This window comes from Streptomyces sp. NBC_01689 (assembly GCF_036250675.1).
GTDB lineage: Bacteria > Actinomycetota > Actinomycetes > Streptomycetales > Streptomycetaceae > Streptomyces.
The window spans coordinates 4984793-5003211 of the sequence record NZ_CP109592.1; the positions used below are offsets into that span (position 1 = coordinate 4984793).

Here is an 18419-nt window from a genome sequence, read left to right on the forward strand (position 1 = left end):
TTCTATCTTGACGCTCCGTCAGATCAGGTGCCCTGCCCGGCACCGGGCGATGCGCCCGGTCCCCGGGTCGGCGCGTGGGAGGGACAGGACCGTGGACTTCACCTTCACCGAGGAGCAACAGGCGGCGGTCGAGGCGTCAGCGGCGGTGTTCGGCGGGGTGGCGCCCGACGGGGTGCCGAGCCCCGCGCTCACCGCCGGCGCCGTCGCCGACGACTTCGACCGGGCCCTGTGGGCGAAACTCGCCGACGCGGACCTGCTGAGCCTGCTGCTGGACCCCGCGTACGGCGGAGCGGGCCTGGACGCGATCGCCCTGTGCCTCGTGCTGCGCGAGTCCGCGAAGGTGCTCGCGCGCGTGCCGCTGCTGGAGAGCACCGCGGCCGCGGTGACCGTGCAGGAGTACGGCGCCGAGGAGACGAAGGCCGGGCTGCTCGCGCGGGCGGGCCGGGGTGAGGTCGTGCTGACCGTCGCGGCGAACGGCCGCACCGGCCACGAACCGGCCGAGCGTGCCGTGACCGCCCGCCGGGACGGTGACGTGTGGACGCTCGACGGGGTGCAGACGGCGGTCGCCTGGGCACACGGCGCGGACCTCGTCGTCGTCCCCGCGCACACGGACGACGGCCGGACCCTTCTCGCGCTGGTGCCACGGGGGCACGAGGGGACCGTGCTCGGCGAGCAGGTCTCCACGTCCGGTGAACGTCTCGGCGAGCTGCGGCTGGAGTCCGCGCGGATCCCCGGCGGCCAGGTCATCGAGGCGGAGGGCGCGTGGGAACGGTTGCGGGACCTGCTGACCACCGGGACCTGTGCGCTGGCACTGGGGCTGGGTGAGCGGGTCCTCCACATGACGAGCGCGTACACGGGCAAGCGCGAGCAGTTCGGGTTCCCGGTCGCCACGTTCCAGGCCGTCGCCGTGCAGGCGGCCGACCGTTACATCGACCTGCGCGCGATGGAGGCCACGCTCTGGCAGGCCGCGTGGCGCATCAGCACCGGAGCCGCCGGTACGGGGACGGACGGCACGGCGAAAGGCACGGCCGCGGGCACGGCGGGCGGTGCGCTTCCGGTGGCCGGGGACGTGGCCGTCGCCAAGATCTGGGCGTCGGAAGGGGTACGGCGGGTCGTGCAGACCGCGCAGCATCTGCACGGCGGGTTCGGTGCGGACACCGACTCACCGCTGCACCGCTATCACGCCTGGGCGAAGCACCTTGAGCTGTCCCTCGGCCCGGCGGCCGCCCACGAGGAGGCGCTGGGCGATCTGCTCGCGACCCATCCCCTCGGGTGACCGTCCCCAGAACCGGGCCGACGGGCACCCCGACCGACCCGAACCGCGCGACAGCACGGCCGCGCCACGCACGGCCGTGCGCCCGCACGGCCGCACGAAAGTAACCAGGCGTGGTCGGGGGGGTAAGGGACACCGCACCTGCGCGGCGCCTCGCCAGGGGGACGGACGGTGATGCGGGAGGGCGGTTCCGGGCAGGGCCTCGCGGGGGCTGCCTAGAGCACGAAGCCCGAGGCGCCCTTGTCGTCCACCACCGGACGGCCGGAAGCGGCCCAGACCTGCATGCCGCCGTCCACGTTCACGGCGTCGACACCCTGCTGGACCAGGTACATCGCGACCTGCGCGGACCGGCCGCCGGAACGGCAGATCACGTGGACCTTGCCGTCCTGCGGGGCCGCCTCGGTCAGCTCGCCGTAGCGTGCGACGAACTCACTCATGGGGATGTGCAGCGCCCCTTCGGCGTGGCCCGCCTGCCATTCGTCGTCCTCCCGGACGTCGAGCAGGAAGTCTCCGTCCGCGAGATCGCCGATCTCGACCGTGGGCACACCAGATCCGAATTGCATGCCCCCGACGCTACCCGACCGCGCGAGCCGACGGACCAGGTCCCCGGGTCTGCCTGTCCGGGCCAGGTGCCGGCATCCGCCGTGTGTCCCGTCGCCGGTGTCCCGTAACTCGTGGCTGGTGCACGGTGGCCTGTGGCCTGTGGCCTGTGGCCTGTGGCCTGTGGCCTGTGGGGTGATATGGGCGACAGGTCCTAGCCGACCAGTTTGGCCAGCTCCGCCTCGCGCTCGCCGACCTGGGTCAGCAGCTGCTCGGCGATCTCCTCCAGGAGTCGGTCGGGGTCGTCCGGGGCGAGCTTGAGCATGGCGCCGATGGCGCTCTCCTCCAGTTCGTGGGCGACCAGGGTGAGCATCTCCTTGCGCTCGGAGAGCCACTCGAGACGGGCGTACAGCTCCTCGCTGCGGCTCGCCTTCCATTCCTTCGGCACCGGTCCCGCGGCCCATTCCTCGGACAGCTCCCGCAGCAGTGCCTCGTCGCCCCGGGCGTACGCGGCGTTGACCCGGGAGATGAACTCGCCGCGCCGCATGCGCTCGTCCTCGTCCTGTGCCAGGTCGGGGTGGGCCTTGCGGGCCAGCTCGCGGTAGAGCTTGCGGGCCTCGTCGCTGGGGCGGACCCGCTGCGGGGGCCGTACGGGCTGGTCCGTCAGCATCGCCACGGCCTCCGGAAACAGTCCCTCCGAGTCCATCCAGCCGTGGAACAGCTCCTCGACGCCAGGCATCGGCATGACCCGCGCCCGTGCCTCGTCGGCCTTGCGTATGTCCTCCGGGTCACCGGTGCGCGCCGCCTGGGCCTCGGCGATCTGCGCGTCCAGCTCGTCGAGGCGGGAGTACATCGGGCCGAGCTTCTGGTGGTGCAGCCGCGAGAAGTTCTCGACCTCGACGCGGAAGGTCTCCACGGCGATCTCGAACTCGATGAGTGCCTGTTCGGCCGCCCGCACGGCCGCTTCCAGCCGCGCCTCGGGCCGCGCCTCCCCCTGGGCGGCGTCGCTCCCGGCACCGGCACCGGCACTGGCACCGGCCTGGGCGGAACCTGGGCTGTCAGGACCCGCGCTCTCGGGACCCGCGCTCTCGGGACCGGCGTCCCCGGTGCCCGAGTCGTCGGTGGTCACGCTCGCGGTCGTCACGCTCGCGGTGGTCACGTTCTCGGGCGCCGCGTCCTCGGCTGCCGTGGGCGTGACCGGGGCGGCGGACTGGGGATCGCCGGCATCCTGGGACCGGGAATCCCCGGTCTCGATGCGGTCGGACTGGCTGTGCTCGGCTTCCGGGGTCGTCACCCGCCCAGCGTAGGCCACACTCCGGCGGGCTCGACCGGAACCGTCGACTGAGAACTCCCGCTCCCCCGGCCGTACCCCGGCCCTCCGAGAATCCCCGGCTCCGCTTCCTCCTCAGACGCCCTGCTCCGCCGCGATCCGTCCCTCTCGTATCGCCGTCAGCAGGGCGGCATGGTCCGTCTCCGTACGGTCCGCGTAGGCCATGGCGAACGTGGCGACCGCCTCGTCGAGTTCCTCGTTCTTTCCGCAGTAGCCGGCGATCAGGCGGGGGTCGGCGCTGTGCGAGTGGGCGCGGGCGAGCAGTGCGCCGGTCATGCGCGCGTAGTCGTCGACCTGGTCGGCGGCGAGCGCGGCGGGGTCGACGCTGCCCTTGCGGTTGCGGAACTGGCGCACCTGGAAGGCCCGGCCCTCGACCGTGGTCCAGCCGAGCAGGATGTCGCTGACGACCTGCATGCGCTTCTGCCCGAGGACGACGCGCCGGCCCTCGTGCGACACGTCGGGCACCGCGTGGCCGGCCGTGGCCAGGTGCGGCAGCAGCGCCGAGGCACGGGCCTCCTTCACCTGCAGGACGAGGGGTTCGCCACGGTGGTCCAGGAGCAGCACGACGTAGGACCGCATACCGACGCTGCCGGTGCCGACGATGCGGAAGGCGACGTCGTGCACCGCGTACCGGGCGAGGAGGGGGAGGCGGTCCTCCGAGACCGTCGTCAGGTACTGCTCCAGGGAGGCCGCGACCGCTGCCGCCTCCGCGTCGGGCACACGGCGCAGCACCGGGGCCGCGTCGACGAAGCGCCGGCCGCCGCCCTCGACCGAGGTCGTCGACCTGGCGGCGAAACGCCCGCTGGTGTTGGCCCGCGCCTTCTCCGAGACCCGCTCCAGGGTGCCGAGCAGGTCGTGGGCGTCCGTGTGGGAGACGAGCTCCTCGTCGGCGATGGCGTTCCACGCGTCCAGCACCGGGAGTCTGGCGAGCAGCCGCATCGTGCGCCGGTAGGCACCGACCGCGTCATGGGCGGCTTTGCGGCAGGTGTCCTCGTCCGCGCCCGCCTCCCGGCCCGCGAGCACGAGCGAGGCGGCGAGGCGCTTGAGGTCCCACTCCCAGGGGCCGCGCACCGTCTCGTCGAAGTCGTTGAGGTCGATGACCAGGCCGCCGCGCGCGTCGCCGTACAGGCCGAAGTTCGCCGCGTGGGCGTCACCGCAGATCTGGGCGTCGATGCCGGTCATGGGGGTGCGCGCGAGGTCGTAGGCCATGAGGCCGGCCGAGCCGCGCAGGAAGGCGAAGGGGGTGGCGGCCATCCGGCCGACCCGTATCGGCGTGAGCTCGGGGATCCTGCCGCGGTTGGACTCCTGGACCACGGTCACGACGTCCGGCCGGTCGGCGTCCGAGGTCAGCTCGGCGTGCGCGGTGCGCGGCACCCGGGCGCGGAGTGCCTTGCCCTGCTCCTTGGGCGAACCCTGCGCGGGCCAGCCCGCGAACCCCGGAACCGCGAAGACCCCGGAAACCCTGGGCGCCCGGAGCGCCTCGTCCCTCGTACCCAGCTCGGTCATCGCGACCGCCTCCCCCGCACGCACGAACATCAACTCGTGATGACCGTACAGCCGGTGGCCGAAACGCGTCAGACCCTGTGGACAACTCCGCACCGGTGGACGGCGGCCCGTCGCGGGAACCGGCTCCCCGTCCCCGCGACCTCCCGCTGGGCCCCGCAGGCGCCCCGCCCTGTCCCGTCCGGAGGGCTCACTTCCTGAGCTCGGAGGGACACTGCGGGCTGCCCGGAAGATGCTCCTCCGCCCAGCTGCCCAGTTCCTTCAGCGCGGGCTCCAGCGCGGCGCCGGCCGGTGTCAGACCGTACGAGACCCGCAGCGGCGGTCCTTCGTCGACGTCGCGCACGACGAGTCCCGCGGCGCCGAGTTCCGTGAGCCGGTCGGAGAGCATCCGTTCGCTGATGCCGGGGATCGCCCGGCGCAGGTCGGCGAAGTGGACGGGGTGCGGCAGCAGCACGGCCACGATCAGGCCCGTCCAGCGCTTTCCGAACAGCTGGAAGACCCGGGCCATACCGTCGTCGACCTTCTGGCACGGCCCTGCGTCGTGTGCTCCCAGCTCTGGCATGGCTCAAGAGTACTGCGTTCCCTTTGGGGGATGAAAAAAAGTAAGTGACTGTGTTATCTCTAGTCGAGTACGAAAAAGAAGCCCACGGGCCCCGTCCCGTCGGGCTCGACCCGTCACACCCTTTGGAGATCCCCCATGGCCACCCTCCTCCACATCGACTCGTCCGTTTTCCAGGGCCCCGCCTCCACCTCGCGCACGGTGACCGACGCCTTCCGCAAGGCCTGGGAGGAGCAGCACCCGCAGGGCACCGTGGTCTACCGCGACCTCGCCGCGAACCCGGTTCCGCACATCACGGCCGACGCCCACACCGCCGGTTTCGCCCCGGCGGACGCGCACACCCCGGAGCAGGCCGCCGCCTTCGCCGAGCGTCTGAAGTTCATCGAGGAGCTGGAGCAGGCGGACGCCGTCCTGATAGGCGCGCCGATGTACAACTACGCGATCCCGTCGACCCTCAAGGCGTGGCTGGACAACGTGATCCTCATGGGCCGTACCGCCATGGCCGAGGACTCGAAGATCAAGGGCACTCCGGTCACGGTGATCGCCAGCCGCGGCGGCTCGTACGCGCCGGGCACGCCCCGCGAGGGCTTCGAGTACGTGCAGAACTACCTGGAGGCCATCCTCCGCGACACCCTTGAGCTGGACCTGGACTTCATCGTCCCGGAGCTCACGATGGCGCCGCACAACCCGGCGATGTCCGAGCTGGTCCCGCTCTTCGAGGCGTCCCGCACCAAGGCGCTCGACTCCGCCGCGATCAAGGCGAAGGAGCTCGCGGAGCGTCTCGCCGCGTAGCCCCTGCCGGGGGGACGGGAGTGGCGCCAGGGTCCTGGACCCCGGCGCCACCGTCGTCGTTCCGAGCCGCTGCGTCCGGGACGGCCGCCCCGTGGGTCGCGGCGCCCTTCGGGCCGCGGTTGCACCGCCGCCTCCGGTCGGACCGCGGTGCATGGGGCCGCCTCGGTTGGGACGCCGCTCGTGGCACCGCCCCCGACCGGACCACCGCTCGCGCAGCCACCCCAGGCCGGACCCCGATTCACGGGACCACCCCGACCGGACCACCGCTCGCGGAGCCGCTCCCCGGCCGGACCGAGATTCGCGGGACGGCCCCGGACGGACCACCGCTCGCGCAGCCGCCCCCGACCGGACCGAAGTTCGCGGAGCAACCCCGATCGGACCCCGATTCACGGGACCACCCCCGGTCGGACCGCTGCTCGCCGGGGCCGTTGTGGGCCGCCGGGCGCCCGCCGCCGCGGGGGACGGATCACGGCGGGCGTCCGGCGGCTGTACCGGGGGACGGCGGGGGCGTGGCCGTGGGCTACTTGAAGGCCGGGAGGCTGCGGGCCACCCAGCCGGAGAAGGGGGTGGCCGGCCGGGACAGGATCGTCTGCACGTCGGGGCTGACCCGCTGCTCCGCCGGAAGCGGTTCGCCGAGGATGTCGAGCGTGCCGGCGATGACGTCCTCGGGCATGAACCGCGCCATGTGGGCGTGGGCGGCCTCGCGGGTCAGTTCCACGAAGGTCACCTCCTCGCCGATGGCCTCCGCGATCACCCCGGCCTGCAGACGCGGGGTGATCGCCTCCGGGCCGGTCAGCTCGTACGTACGGCCCGCGTGCCCGTCCTCGCGCAGCACCGCGGCGGCGACCGCGGCGATGTCCGCCGGGTCGACGACCGGCAGCGCCACGTCGCCGAAGGGGGCGAGGACCGTACGGTCGGCGCGGACCGACTCCGCCCACGCGAAGGCGTTGGAGGCGAACCCGCCGGCCCGCAGGACGGTGAAGTCCAGGCCGGAACCGCGTACGGCCTCCTCGAACTCACGCAGCCTGCCGTGCGACGCGGCTCCGGGCCGGGTCGCGTTGATCTGCGAGGAGAGCAGGACGACCCGCCTGACCCCGGCGTCCCGGGCCGCCGTGAGCAGCTCGGTGGCAGCCTCGCCGTGGCCGAGCAGTTCGCCGGCCAGCAGGATGAAGAACGCGTCGGCGCCTTCGAGGACCGGCCGCATGCTCCGCGCGTCCCCGAGGTCGGCCTGGGCGTGCCGCACCCCCTGAGCCGGGGAGGGCAACGGGCGGCGCGACACCGCCACGACCTGCTCCCCCGCCGCGGTCAGCGCCTCGATCAGCGGACGCCCGACGTTTCCGGTGGCTCCGGTGACGACAATCATGAAACAGCTCCCTGGTGCGTTGATCCGTGGTCAGCGATCAGTGGTCATCGGTGGTGGTGATCGACCAGCGGTGACCGGTCAGAAGTGGCCGGGCAGCAGCGGGTCGGAGGTGACCGGTCGGCAGCCGGTCAGAAGTGGCCGGTCGGCAGCCGGTCGGAGGTGGCCGGTCGGGCTGTGGTCAGCGGTCCTCGATCGAGACGGTCGGGCGAGCACCCGGTGCTCACCGGGTCGCCGCCATGACCGGAACGCTAGCATCGTCGGTATAGTAGGTACCTATAGGAAAGCGACTATCTCCGTGCGAGCCGCCGTGATCGTCGTGGCGGCCCCCGTACACCGCGGTGAGCGACCGGCCCAGACGTACGAGCGACTCGCGCGCCTCGGGAGGGCCGAGCACCTCGATCCGGGCGCCGAGACCCGCGAGCTGTGCGGTCAGCACGTCCAGCGAGGGACCGTCGGCGGTGAACGCGACCCGGCCGTCGGGCTGGACCCCGCCCGTACGGAGCCGGCCGCCGAGCAGGTGCCGCAGCACCGACAGGGCGTCCGGGTCGGCACGGGCCCGCACGCTCACCGCGGACAGCCGCCGCTCCACCCCGGCCGCGAGCTCCCGCCACACGGAGGCGAGGTCGAACCCCTCGGGGCGCCGTACGGGCTCGCCGGTCGGCTCCACGGAGGTGACCCGGCCCAGCCGGAAGGTGCGGGGCCCCTCCGCGGTCCCCGCCACCAGGTACCAGCGACCGGCCTTGTTCACCAGCCCGAGCGGATCCACCGTCCGCACGCGACCGGCCCCGTCACCGCCCACCCGGTCACCACCGGCCCGCTCGCCGCCCACCCGCACGTCCCCCGGCCGTTCGCGACCGGGCCGTTCGTGATCGGGCCGTTCGTGATCGGGCCGTTCGTGACCCGGCCCTTCGTGACCCACCGGCTCGCCCAGGCCGTCCTCGACCAGGCCGTCCTCGACCAGGCCGTCCTCGCCGAGGCCGTCCTCGCCCGGGTCGCCGTCCGTCACGGACCGGTCGGCGGGCGCGTACCCCAGCCGGACCTGCCGGCCGTCCAGCACCGCCCGTTCCAGGGCGTGCCGGTGCGGCCCGCTGCCGCCCTCCGTGCGCGACCAGTCGGGGCCGTCGACGAGGATGGCCTTCGCGGCGGCCTCGGCGTGCGGCCGCATCGGTGCCGGTACCGCCCGCGTCAACTTGCGGAGCGCGGACCGTAGTTCGGGAGAGGCCGACAGCGGCCCCGCGGCCAGGAACAGCGCCCCGATCTCTCGCGAGGTGAAACCGGTCAGGTCGGTGCGGGCGCCGCCGACCAGGCTCCATCCGCCGCCCCTGCCGCGCTGCGAGTAGACCGGGACGCCGGCGCTGGTGAGCGCCTCCAGGTCGCGGCGCGCGGTGCGTTCGGACACCTCCAGTTCCCCCGCCACCTCGCGCACGGTCACCCGGCCGCGTGCCTGGAGCAGCAGCAGGGTCGCCACCAGACGGTCGGCCTTCACGTCGCACCCGCTCCCGCTCGCGCACCCGTTCCCCGGGCGGCAACTCCCGTGATTTTGAGCGGTTTTAAGCCATTCCATACATTTTCGGCACCATCGGAGAGGGCTTCGGTAATAGGCCACAAGATGACCTGTTCGGCATCGACGATGAACACATGACTCACGACACGACCACCGACCCGGGCGAGACCGCGAAGCCCTCCGCCGACCCGCGTGGCGGCCTGTTCAAGGCCGTCGAACTGACCGGACGCACGCTCGCCGCGCTCCGCCCCGACCAGTACGACACCGTCACCCCGTGTCCCGACTACACCGTCCGCGACATGGCCAACCACGTGGTGTCGGTGCTGCGCCGGGTCGCCGTCCTGGGCGCCGGCGGCTCCTTCATGAGCGTTCCGCACTTCGCGGAGGACGTCGCCGACGGTGACTGGGCCAAGGCCTGGACCGCTGCGACGCAGGAGTTCGACGCCGTCTGGCGGGACCCCGCGGTGCTGGGCCGCCAGATCGGACTGCCCTGGGGCCCGGTCCCCGGTGTGGTCGCCTCGGTGATCTACACCAACGAGTTCGTGCTGCACGCCTGGGACCTGGCCAAGGCCACCGGCCAGACCCCGGACTGGGACCCGGAGATGCTCGCCGCGCCGCTGGCCTCCATGCACCGGGCCGTGCCCGCGGAACCCCGCGGCGGCCAGGTGCCGTTCGGACCGGTGGTGGAGGTGCATGAGGACGCTCCCGACATCGACAGGCTGGTGGGCTGGTACGGCCGCCGCCCCTGATCGGGCGACGGAGCGGTCCACAGGTCCGGTGGTCCACCGGACCTGTGGACCACCGGCGTGCGGACCGTCGAGGGCGGGCCGCCGACAGGGCGGCCCGCCGGACGAGCGGGCGTCCGGCACGCAGGCGCCCGGCACGCGGGCGCCGGCCGCCTCAGGCCCCGATGCCCTGGGCGAACCTGAAGTACCGGTGCGGGTCGTACTTCGCCTTCACCACCGACAGCCGGGCGTAGTTCTCGGCGTAGTACGACTCCCGCCAGTCCGTCAGCTCCGCGTCCATCCAGTTCTGGTACGTCTCGCCGTTCGACAGCGGGTCGATGGTCGCGAACCCGTTGTCGACCCAGCGCGTGGCGACGCTCCTGGCCTCCGCGGTCACCTGTGCCGGATCGTTGACGAGGACCCGGTAGTTGACGGAGAAGAGCGCGTCACGGTGCACGTACGCCGTGGCGGTACGGGCCGGGTCGTTGGCCGCTCCGCCGAAGAAATGGAGGTCGAGGTAGCGGGCCTGGCCGGCCCTGCGGTCGGCGTCGAAGGCGGTCAGCACGTCCGCCCAGCCGCTCTGGGTGTACGGGGTGCTGCCCATCCGGGTCCGCTCCAGGCCGAAGGCGGGCCGGGTCAGCACGCCCGCGGGGGACTTCCCGGCGCGCTGGCACTGGTCCTCGGACAGGGTGGCGCACCCGAAGATCATCATCATGACCTGCTGGTACGTCATGACCGCGTCCTGGCGGGCCGTCACGGCGCCGGTGAGCGCCAGCAGCCGCGCGGACTCGGCGGCCAGTTCGGCCGGGGTGCCGCGGGAGGCGAGGAAGACGTTGAGCGCCGGTACGGAGCCGGGCGCGGCGTCGGCCTGGACCAGATAGGCGCCGCCACCGATGGTGCGGGGCGCGTCCACCAGCCACTCGCCGACGCCGTGCAGCACGTCGGCGGCCCGGTCGTACGGGAAGATCAGGTTGCTGATCGCCATCTGGTCGCCCTCGTGGGGGGTGACCGAGAAGCGGGTGACGACGCCGAAGTTGCCGCCGCCGCCCCCGCGGATCGCCCAGAACAGGTCCGAGTGACTGGTCGGCGAGGCGGTGACCACCCGGCCGTCGGCGAGGACCACCTCGGCCGAGGTGACCGCGTCGCAGGCCATGCCCAGCGGGCGGGTCAGGAAGCCGAAGCCGCCGCCCTGGAGGAAGCCGCCGGCCGACACGGTCGGGCAGCCGCCCTCGCTGACCACCAGGCCGTGCGGGGCGAGGGCGTTGAGTATCTCGACGTTCTTGGCGCCGGGGCCGATGTCGACCGTGCCGTCGCCCACGGTGATCGCGTTCAGTCGTGAGACGTCGATGATCAGGCCGGGCGTGGTCGAGTACCCCGCGAAGCTGTGGCCGCCGCTGCGGACGGCGGACGGCAGGCCGTAGGTCTGGGCGAAGCGCAGGGCCGCGGAGACGTCGGCCGAGCTGACGCAGTACGCCACGGCCCGCGGGTTGACGGCGTCGAACTGACCGAGTTCCAGCTGCTTGGCGACGGCGTAGGCGGAGTCGGTGGGCAGCACCAGACGGCCCTGGAGCTTGGCCGCGAGGGTGCTCCAGGGTGTGGTGCCGGAGCCCGCGAGGACGGGGCTGGTGGGCAGGACGGCCAGGCCGACGGCGGCCGATCCCGCCCCGATCAGTGCTCTACGAGTGATCACGGATGTCCCAAGGGTTCTAGGAGGCGGTGGTTGCCAGTGGAGGGAGATGCATCAAAGGGGCTCAGGGGGACCGGTGGGGATCAGGGGAGACCGGAGGGGAAACAGCCCGCGACCGGGAGCCGCGTCCGAACTCCGGGGTACCGGCTCCGGGGTACGGGCTCCGGGGTACGGGCTCCGGCCCCGGGAAGGGGCGGTGCCGGGCCCACGGGGGGAGGGTGGGCCCGGCACCGCGTCCGGGGGGAAGGAGCCGGCGCCGCGGGAGGGGCGTGGGGGCACGGCGCGCGGCGTGCGGGGCACGCGGCGTGGGGGCCGGGCGGCGCGGTGGGGGGCCGCGGGCCCGGTCAGGACACCTTGCGGCCCTTCATGCCCTGCTTGACGACTCCGGCGAGCATCGAGCGGCCGAGGTCGCGCATCTCCTTGGGGCCGGAGGTGCTCGCCCACCACATGAACTTCATCATCGTGGGCGTGGTGGCCCGGAAGAACCGGAGGTCCTCGGGGCCCTTCCAGCCGAACGGGGTGTTGACCGACTCGCAGTCGCGGATCGCCTCGAAGACGATGTCCGCGGCCTTGTCACCGTCGATCTCGCCCGCCTCGTACCGCTCGCAGGTCTCGGCCGTGATGTCGAAGAGGACCTTGAAGGCGTGGCTGTCCGGCCACCACAGGCCCGTGTAGGGCGCCTTCTCCATCTCCTTGAAGTGCCGGTCGTCGCCGTCGAGCTGGAAGTTCTGGCGCGCCATGATCTGGCGCATGGTCGCCGGGGTGGTGAAGCAGGCCCAGACCCGGAACACCGCGTTCCACAGCCGGAAGTGGCTGAAGGCGATGTAGGAACTGTTGACGATCTTGTCGTTGTACTCCAGGAGCCCCTGCTCCAGGCGCTCGACGTACTCGAAGCGCTCCTCGGTGAAGTCGTTCTCGCGCAGGGCGTCCAGGATCCGGTAGGCGAGCGCGTCGACGACCTCGAAGGTGTTGGACAGGCCGCGCGAGTACAGCGGGTCGATGAAGCCCGCCGCGTGCGACATCAGGCACCAGCGGGCACCGATGGTGCGCTTCGACGAGTACTGGATCCGGTCGGTGGAGACCCACTCGCGGATCCGCTTGGCCCCGTCGAACTGCCGCTTCACCGCTGGGTACTTGTCCAGGTAGTGGTGGAACTCCTGGTCGGGCGTCATGTCCTTCGGCTTGGGATACAGCCGCTCGTCGAAGGTCAGGCCCACACTGCAGGCCGGGTTCTTGGAGTCCTTGTAGTTGTCGAACGGGATGATCCAGAACCAGCCGCGCTCGATGAGGTGGTGCAGGGTGCCGCCGTGGAAGGGCGACTCGGCCGGCGGCCTGAGCGCCTCCGGGTAGTTGCAGACGTCGTCGTACGGCTTGATGCCCACGTAGTGCGTGAAGAGCGAGCGGGCGTGGTGCTTGTGCCGGGGCGGGTTCTCGCGCAGGTCGAACTTCTCCGCCAGCGGGGAACGGAACCCGCTCGCGTCGATCAGGTACTTGGCGCGGAAGACCTCGCCGTTCCTGCCGGTCACGGTGACACCGTCGTCGTCGACGTCGAGGTCGGTGGCGAACCAGTTCTGGCGCAGGGTGCAGCCGTACTTGGCGGCGACGTTCAGATAGTGCGAGTCGGTGTCCTGGCGGAAGAGGTGCACCGCCTCGGTGAGCATCTTCGGGATGACGAACATCGTCGCCTCGCGCGGGTCCGGCTCGCGGTCCGGCCGCTGGGTGACGAAGCCGAAGCTCTGCTTGCGGCCGTGCGTCGGACCGATGTGCTCGGTGACCGCCTTCACGTCCAGCATGTGCTTGATCTCGGGCACGTCGTAGCGCACGGCGAGAATGTGCAGCCACTCGACGAGCTGCGGGTTCTGGGACTCGCCGACGGCGAACCGGGGGTGCTGCCCGGCGTCGATGAGCACCACGTCCGCGCCCTGGCGGGCCAGGATCGCCCCCATGATCGAGCCCGCGAGGCCCGATCCGAGGATGGCTACGTCGCATTCGGTCCACTCGGCGGCCTTGTCGGCCTTCTTCGCTTCCTCAGCCTTGGTGGGCAAGACCGCACTCCTCTTTCTCGTTTCACGGACGGATCGGATGGGTGGCGCGCGTCCTACGGGGGTCCGGGGGCGACCGGCCGGGGGCCCGCCGGGTCTCAGGCGGCGTCGCGGGGCTCGCCGAACCACCGCGCGAGCGCGTCGGTCAGTCCCTCGGTGGACCCGTCGGCACCGACCCAGGCGACATAGCCGTCGGGGCGTACGAGGAGGTCGGCGGCCGGGGCTCCGGCGTCGGGCCGCGTCGCGGTGACGACGTCGACACGGTCGGCCCAGCCGGCCGCGGCCTCGCGCAGCGCGGCGCTGTCGTGCAGGTCGAACAGGACCGGACGGCCCGCGTGCAGCTGCTCGTAGGTGGTGGTCCTGTCCTCGCCGGCCAGCAGGTCCTGGTCGGGCAGGCGGCGGCCGAGCAGCGGGTGACCGCCCTCGACGGCTCCGTAGGTGATGTCGAGCCCGGTGACCAGGCCGACGAGATGACGCCGTACGTCCTCGATCCGGACCAGTTCGGCGAACAGGTCGCGCAGCGGCTGGGCCTCGGGGCCGCCGAGGTAGAGGGTGCGCTGGACCAGGGTGTTGTGGACGATGCGGGCACCGACCGGGTGGCGCTCCGAGTGGTACGTGTCGAGCAGTCCCTCGGGGGCGTGGCCCTTGACGGCCGCGGCGAGCTTCCAGCCCAGGTTGACCACGTCGCCGACGCCCGCGCTGATGCCCTGGGCGCCGATCGGCAGGTGGATGTGGGCGGCGTCGCCGGCCAGGAAGACCCGGCCCCTGCGGTACTCGGCGGCGTGCCGGCTGGCGTCGGTGAAGTAGCTGGTCCACAGCGGCCGGGCACCGCTGATGTCCTCGCCGGTGACCCGCTGGAAGGCGGCGGCCACCTCCTCGAAGGTGGGCGGCTCCTGGGTGGGACGGACGCCCGCGCCGCGCTCGAAGACCACCACGCGGGTGGCGCCCGGGCCGAGCGGCAGGACGACGACCATGCCCGCCTCGCCGACCTCACCGGTGGGGCGCAGCCGCAGCTGGACACCGGCGACGTCGGCCATCTTCATCTCGATGGTGGCGCTGACCCCGGGGAAGTCGATCCCGGCCAGGCGGCGGACGGTGCTGCGGGCTCCGTCGCAGCCGACGAGGTAGGCGGCGCGCAGGGTCTCGACGCCCTCGGGCCCGGCGACCTCGACCTGGACGCCGTCCTCGTCCTGCGTCATGCCGATGACCTCGTGGCCCCGGCGGACGTCGGCTCCCAGGCCCACGGCCCACTTGTCGACGATGGCCTCGGTACGGGACTGCGGCACCCCGCGGACACCGAAATTGCCGCCCTCGACGATGCGGTAGTCGATGGGAAGTCCGCCGAAATGGCCGCCGGGTATGGTCTCCAGCGGGCCGAATTCGCCGAGCAGTCCGCGCTGGCCGAATTCCTCGATCGTACGGGCGGAGAATCCGAGGGCGCGGGACTGCTGCATCGGCTGTTCCAGCCGGTCGAGCACGATGACGGAGAGACCCGAGAGTCGGAGTTCCCCGGCGAGCATGAGTCCTGAGGGTCCCGCACCGGCAACGATCACATCGGCATTGAAAGCGTCCATATTCCCTCTCCCGCTGGCGTTTTCTCCAGTATTCCGAGGGCTCCCGGGAAGCTGAATGGCCGCCGGTACAGAACTCTGACAAGTTCTGACAAGTTCGTCAGAGGCCCGGCAGACGCTCGGTGGTACCGGGTGCGCGGGACACGGGAAACGCGCGAGAGGGTGCCGGAAGTGTCTTCCGGCACCCTCTCGCGCCCGGCACCCTCCCGGGCCCGGCACCCTCCCGGGCCAGGCCCAGGCCCCTCTCCCGCGTCCGGCACGCTCGCGCGTGGCCGGTGCCGGAGCGGTTCAGTAGAGGCCCATCACCCGGTCCACCGCGATCTCGATGACCGCCAGGCCCGGTGGCTGCGGCGGCTGGGACCAGTACCGCTTGGCGTAGCGCCGCATCCCCTCCACCACCCGGGAGGGGTCGGTGGAGACGGTCGCCGGGCCCTCCAGGGTGATCCAGCGGGGCCCCACCAGCTGGCACACGGCGGCCCGGCCGCCGCCGGCCCCGGCCAGCAGGTTGCGGGACTTGCGCCGGTGCACGGTGGTCATCACCCGGGCCAGGCCCGCCTCACCGTCCCAGGTGAACCGTACGGGCGCCACGTGCGGGGTGCCGTCCGGGCGCAGGGTGGTCAGGGTGCACAGGGCGTTCTCGGCGAGGAACTCCTCCGCCGTGGCGGAGAGGGGCAGTTGCTTGGACATGGCCGGGTCCGTTCTGCCGTCAGGCGTGCGCGGGCACGGCCGCGGACTGCTCGGAGGACTTGGTCAGCGGCAGCAGCACCAGGGTCACCAGGAAGGCGGCCGCGGCGAAGCAGGCACCGACGAGGAACGCGTCGTGGAAGACGGTCGTACGGGCGTCCTGGACCAGGGCCGGGACTCCGTGGGCCTTGGCGGTCAGCTCGTCGACGCGACGGAAGGCGTAGGTCGCCGCGACGGCCAGGCCGAGCGCGCCGCCGACTTCCTGGGCGGTGTTGATGAGACCGGCGGCCAGCCCCGACTCGCGCTCCTCGATCCCGGCGAACGCCGAGACCTGCAGCGGGACGAAGGACATGCCGAGCCCGAGACCCATGAGGACGAAGGCGGGCAGGACGTCCGTCAGGTACGAGGCGTCGGACGGCGCGCGCCACAGGAGCATCATGCCGGTCGCCGAGAGCGCGAGACCGACCATCAGGACGGGCTTGGCGGCGACCTTGGTGACGACCTGGGAGGCGATGCCGGCACCGACGGCGGTGAGCACCGCGAGCGGCACGTACGCGAACCCGGTCTTCACGGCGGAGTAGTCCAGGACCTGCTGCATGAAGAGGCTGGCGAAGAAGAACAGGGTCACGCAGGTGCCGAGCAGCAGGACCGCGATGACGTTGGCGGCGCGCAGCGAGGGCCGGCGGAAGACGCCGAGCGGCATCAGCGGCTCCTGGGCGCGGCGCTCGATCAGGACGAAGGAGACGAGCAGGAGCGCGGAGAGGACGAAGCCGCCGATGACCCGGCCGGTCGGGACGTCGGAGTCGGAGACGGTCTGGCCGAGGGTGAAGATGAGCGCGACCAGACCGCCGGTGAGGGTGACGGCGCCGGCGACGTCGAAGGACCTGCTGCGCTCGGCGGAGCGGCTCTCGCCGACGACCATCGGGGCGACCAGGGCGCCGATGATGCCGATCGGCACGTTGATGAAGAAGATCCAGCGCCAGCCGGGTCCGTCGGTGAGCAGACCGCCGAGCGTGACACCGGCGACGGCGGCGAGACCGCTCAGCGCGCCCCAGGCACCGAGGGCCTTGTTGCGGGCCGGGCCCTCCTCGAAGTTGTTGGTGAGCAGGCTCAGCGCGGCGGTGGCGATGAACGCGGCTCCCAGACCCTGCGCGCCGCGGGCGCCGATCAGCATCGCGGCGTTCTGGGCGACTCCGGCGAGCAGGGAGGCGCCGGCGAACAGGAGCAGGCCGGTCTGGAGCATGCGGCGGCGGCCGAGGGTGTCGGCGAGCCGGCCGGTCAGCAGCAGGAAGCCGCCGAGGAGCATGCCGTAGGTGGTGACCACGTACTGCAGGGCGGTCGTGGAGATGTTGAGCTCGTCCTCGATGGTCGGCAGGGCGACGTTCACGATCGAGACGTCGAGGAAGGTCATGAAGCCGGCCAGGCAGAGGAAGGCCAGGATGAGTCCGGGGCGGCGGACCGGCCCGGAGTCGCCCGCCACCGCGGGGCTGTGGGTGGACTCTTGGATGGACATGTCACTCCCTGGGAGCAAGAGGATTCTCGGACGGGGACGTGCGGGGAGGTGCGGATATCGCTGGCTTCTCGGAAGCTAGCATCCTGAGTAAAGTAGGTACCTAGAGGAAAGTGACTTCCCCTGGAAGGTGATGATCGGTATGAAGACCACGGCAGCCAGGAACGACAGCGGCGCCGGCGCGGACGCCACCCCGGTCCCGGCCGGTCCCGGGGCCGCCCACGCGGCCGCGCCCGGTTCGCGGCAGCCCTGTCTGATCGAGCCGGTCCTCGACATCGTGTTCAGCCGCTGGACCACGCCGATCCTGTGGACGCTCAACGCCTTCGGGACCCAGCGCTTCGTGGAACTGCAGCGCAACATCGGCACCATCACGCCGAAGGTGCTGACCCAGCGGCTGCGTCAGCTGGAGCGTGACGGACTGGTGATCCGTACGTACTTCCCCGAGGTGCCGCCCCGGGTCGAGTACCAGATCAGCGACCTGGGACGGACGCTGGCGCCGTTGTTCGCCTCGCTCACGGACTGGTCGACGGTCCATCTGCCGCTGGTCGAGCGGGCGCGCCAGGAGTTCGACACGGCGGAGGAGCAGGCCTCGGCCCGTCACCACTGATCCCGGTCCGCCCGGCCCGGCGCCGGCCACGCCGGCCACGCCGGTCACCGGGTCACCGGCCCGGCAGGACCCGGTCGTCGCCGAGTTCCCGCATGGCGCCCTGGAAGAAGATCAGCGGGTCCTCCTCCCCGGCGGGCGTCCCGAGGGAGACGACCTCGCCGAGCAGGATGGTGTGGTCGCCGCCGTCGTACTCGGCGGCCAGCCGGCACTCGAGGTGGGCGAGCGCCTCGCTGAGGACCGGCAGATCGTGGACCGAACCGTGGTGCGGCACCTCGTCGATCCGGGCGGTCCGGCGGCCGGCGAACGCCCAGGCCACCGGCTCCTGCCGCTGCGTCAGGAAGTTCACGACGAAGCCGCCGGACTCCTGGACCACGGGCAGCAGCCGGGAGTTGTGGTGGAGGCAGATGAGCACCAGCGCCGGCTCCAGGGAGACCGAGGTGAAGGAGTTCACCGTGGCGCCCGCGGCGTTCTCGCCGCTGCCCGAGGTGATGACCGTGACACCGGTGGCGAAGTGCCCGCACACGGTGCGCAGCGCACGGCCGTCGACCGGACCGAGCTGCTCGGGGATGGCTTGCGAAGCAGGTATCACGACAGCCCTCTCGTTCTCGGATACGGGTTGCGGGTTGCGGGTTGCGGGTTGCGGGTTGCGGGTTGCGGGTTGCGGGTTGCGGGTTGCGGGTTGCGGATGACGAGTCGGGGGGGCAGGGGGGCACGTCGCGGACCGGGTCC

At 72.2% G+C, this 18419-nt stretch carries 16 protein-coding genes; 4 read left to right on the forward strand and 12 right to left on the reverse strand.

The features are described from left to right. The first annotated feature begins 91 nt into the window (after window positions 1-91). A complete protein-coding gene (locus tag OG776_RS21140; RefSeq protein ID WP_148009325.1) occupies window positions 92-1276 on the forward strand; it encodes an acyl-CoA dehydrogenase family protein in 1185 nt (394 codons plus the stop codon). A 212-nt stretch (window positions 1277-1488) separates the two neighbouring features. Here the strand turns inward: OG776_RS21140 and OG776_RS21145 are convergent, their stop codons facing one another. From OG776_RS21145 to OG776_RS21160, 4 genes are all read right to left on the reverse strand, one after another. Then, window positions 1489-1818 carry a rhodanese-like domain-containing protein gene (locus tag OG776_RS21145; protein ID WP_148009504.1) on the reverse strand — a complete coding sequence of 110 codons (330 nt, stop codon included), beginning with the start codon at window positions 1816-1818 and terminating at the stop codon, window positions 1489-1491. Window positions 1819-2027: 209 nt separating this feature from the next. Beyond that, the gene (locus tag OG776_RS21150; RefSeq protein ID WP_443077370.1) at window positions 2028-2972 is read right to left on the reverse strand and encodes a hypothetical protein; all 945 of its coding nucleotides are present in this window, start codon (window positions 2970-2972) and stop codon (window positions 2028-2030) included. A gap of 246 nt (window positions 2973-3218) precedes the next feature. Further along, on the reverse strand, window positions 3219-4649 hold the full coding sequence (locus tag OG776_RS21155; protein WP_329322185.1) for a DUF2252 domain-containing protein: 1431 nt from the start codon (window positions 4647-4649) through the stop codon (window positions 3219-3221). 187 nt (window positions 4650-4836) lie between these two features. Next, entirely contained in the window at window positions 4837-5208 is a 372-nt protein-coding gene (locus OG776_RS21160) for a winged helix-turn-helix transcriptional regulator (RefSeq protein WP_148009323.1), read from the reverse strand. A gap of 135 nt (window positions 5209-5343) precedes the next feature. Here OG776_RS21160 and OG776_RS21165 point away from each other — a divergent pair, with 135 nt between their 5' ends. Next, window positions 5344-5997, forward strand: coding sequence for an FMN-dependent NADH-azoreductase (locus OG776_RS21165; RefSeq protein ID WP_148009322.1), 654 nt, complete (start codon window positions 5344-5346; stop codon window positions 5995-5997). Between the two features lie 520 nt (window positions 5998-6517). On the opposite strand, the gene OG776_RS21170 is transcribed toward OG776_RS21165, so the two are convergent. Beyond that, a complete protein-coding gene (locus OG776_RS21170; protein WP_148009321.1) occupies window positions 6518-7360 on the reverse strand; it encodes an NAD(P)H-binding protein in 843 nt (280 codons plus the stop codon). Between the two features lie 220 nt (window positions 7361-7580). Further along, window positions 7581-8846 (reverse strand): helix-turn-helix transcriptional regulator, encoded by a 1266-nt coding sequence (locus tag OG776_RS21175; RefSeq protein WP_329322189.1) that lies wholly within the window; start codon window positions 8844-8846, stop codon window positions 7581-7583. A gap of 152 nt (window positions 8847-8998) precedes the next feature. On the opposite strand from OG776_RS21175, the gene OG776_RS21180 reads away from it, so the two are divergent. Next, a complete protein-coding gene (locus OG776_RS21180) occupies window positions 8999-9613 on the forward strand; it encodes a TIGR03086 family metal-binding protein (protein WP_148009319.1) in 615 nt (204 codons plus the stop codon). A gap of 151 nt (window positions 9614-9764) precedes the next feature. Here the strand turns inward: OG776_RS21180 and OG776_RS21185 are convergent, their stop codons facing one another. The 5 genes from OG776_RS21185 to OG776_RS21205 form a co-directional block, all read right to left on the reverse strand. Next, window positions 9765-11279 carry an FAD-binding oxidoreductase gene (locus OG776_RS21185; protein WP_329322192.1) on the reverse strand — a complete coding sequence of 505 codons (1515 nt, stop codon included), beginning with the start codon at window positions 11277-11279 and terminating at the stop codon, window positions 9765-9767. Window positions 11280-11620: 341 nt separating this feature from the next. Further along, window positions 11621-13321, reverse strand: coding sequence for an NAD(P)/FAD-dependent oxidoreductase (locus OG776_RS21190; protein ID WP_148014274.1), 1701 nt, complete (start codon window positions 13319-13321; stop codon window positions 11621-11623). A gap of 95 nt (window positions 13322-13416) precedes the next feature. After that, the gene (locus tag OG776_RS21195) at window positions 13417-14892 is read right to left on the reverse strand and encodes an FAD-dependent monooxygenase (protein ID WP_148014273.1); all 1476 of its coding nucleotides are present in this window, start codon (window positions 14890-14892) and stop codon (window positions 13417-13419) included. A gap of 285 nt (window positions 14893-15177) precedes the next feature. Next, window positions 15178-15576: a pyridoxamine 5'-phosphate oxidase family protein gene (locus OG776_RS21200; protein WP_148014272.1), complete on the reverse strand. Its 399-nt coding sequence runs from the start codon at window positions 15574-15576 to the stop codon at window positions 15178-15180. Window positions 15577-15595: 19 nt separating this feature from the next. Continuing rightward, entirely contained in the window at window positions 15596-17086 is a 1491-nt protein-coding gene (locus OG776_RS21205) for an MFS transporter (RefSeq protein ID WP_148014271.1), read from the reverse strand. Between the two features lie 139 nt (window positions 17087-17225). Between OG776_RS21205 and OG776_RS21210 the strand changes: the two genes are divergently transcribed. Beyond that, entirely contained in the window at window positions 17226-17690 is a 465-nt protein-coding gene (locus tag OG776_RS21210; RefSeq protein WP_148014270.1) for a winged helix-turn-helix transcriptional regulator, read from the forward strand. Window positions 17691-17742: 52 nt separating this feature from the next. On the opposite strand, the gene OG776_RS21215 is transcribed toward OG776_RS21210, so the two are convergent. Next, a complete protein-coding gene (locus tag OG776_RS21215) occupies window positions 17743-18279 on the reverse strand; it encodes a flavin reductase family protein (protein WP_261995030.1) in 537 nt (178 codons plus the stop codon). Between the last annotated feature and the right edge of the window lie 140 nt (window positions 18280-18419).

Bases quoted from the DNA above. Each gene is read 5' to 3' on its own strand.
- OG776_RS21160 (WP_148009323.1), bottom strand. From the start codon at position 5,208: ATGCCAGAGCTGGGAGCACACGACGCAGGGCCGTGCCAGAAGGTCGAC.
- OG776_RS21165 (WP_148009322.1), top strand. From the start codon at position 5,344: ATGGCCACCCTCCTCCACATCGACTCGTCCGTTTTCCAGGGCCCCGCC.
- OG776_RS21170 (WP_148009321.1), bottom strand. From the start codon at position 7,360: ATGATTGTCGTCACCGGAGCCACCGGAAACGTCGGGCGTCCGCTGATC.
- OG776_RS21155 (WP_329322185.1), bottom strand. From the start codon at position 4,649: ATGACCGAGCTGGGTACGAGGGACGAGGCGCTCCGGGCGCCCAGGGTT.
- OG776_RS21210 (WP_148014270.1), top strand. From the start codon at position 17,226: ATGAAGACCACGGCAGCCAGGAACGACAGCGGCGCCGGCGCGGACGCC.
- OG776_RS21195 (WP_148014273.1), bottom strand. From the start codon at position 14,892: ATGGACGCTTTCAATGCCGATGTGATCGTTGCCGGTGCGGGACCCTCA.
- OG776_RS21205 (WP_148014271.1), bottom strand. From the start codon at position 17,086: ATGTCCATCCAAGAGTCCACCCACAGCCCCGCGGTGGCGGGCGACTCC.
- OG776_RS21200 (WP_148014272.1), bottom strand. From the start codon at position 15,576: ATGTCCAAGCAACTGCCCCTCTCCGCCACGGCGGAGGAGTTCCTCGCC.
- OG776_RS21180 (WP_148009319.1), top strand. From the start codon at position 8,999: ATGACTCACGACACGACCACCGACCCGGGCGAGACCGCGAAGCCCTCC.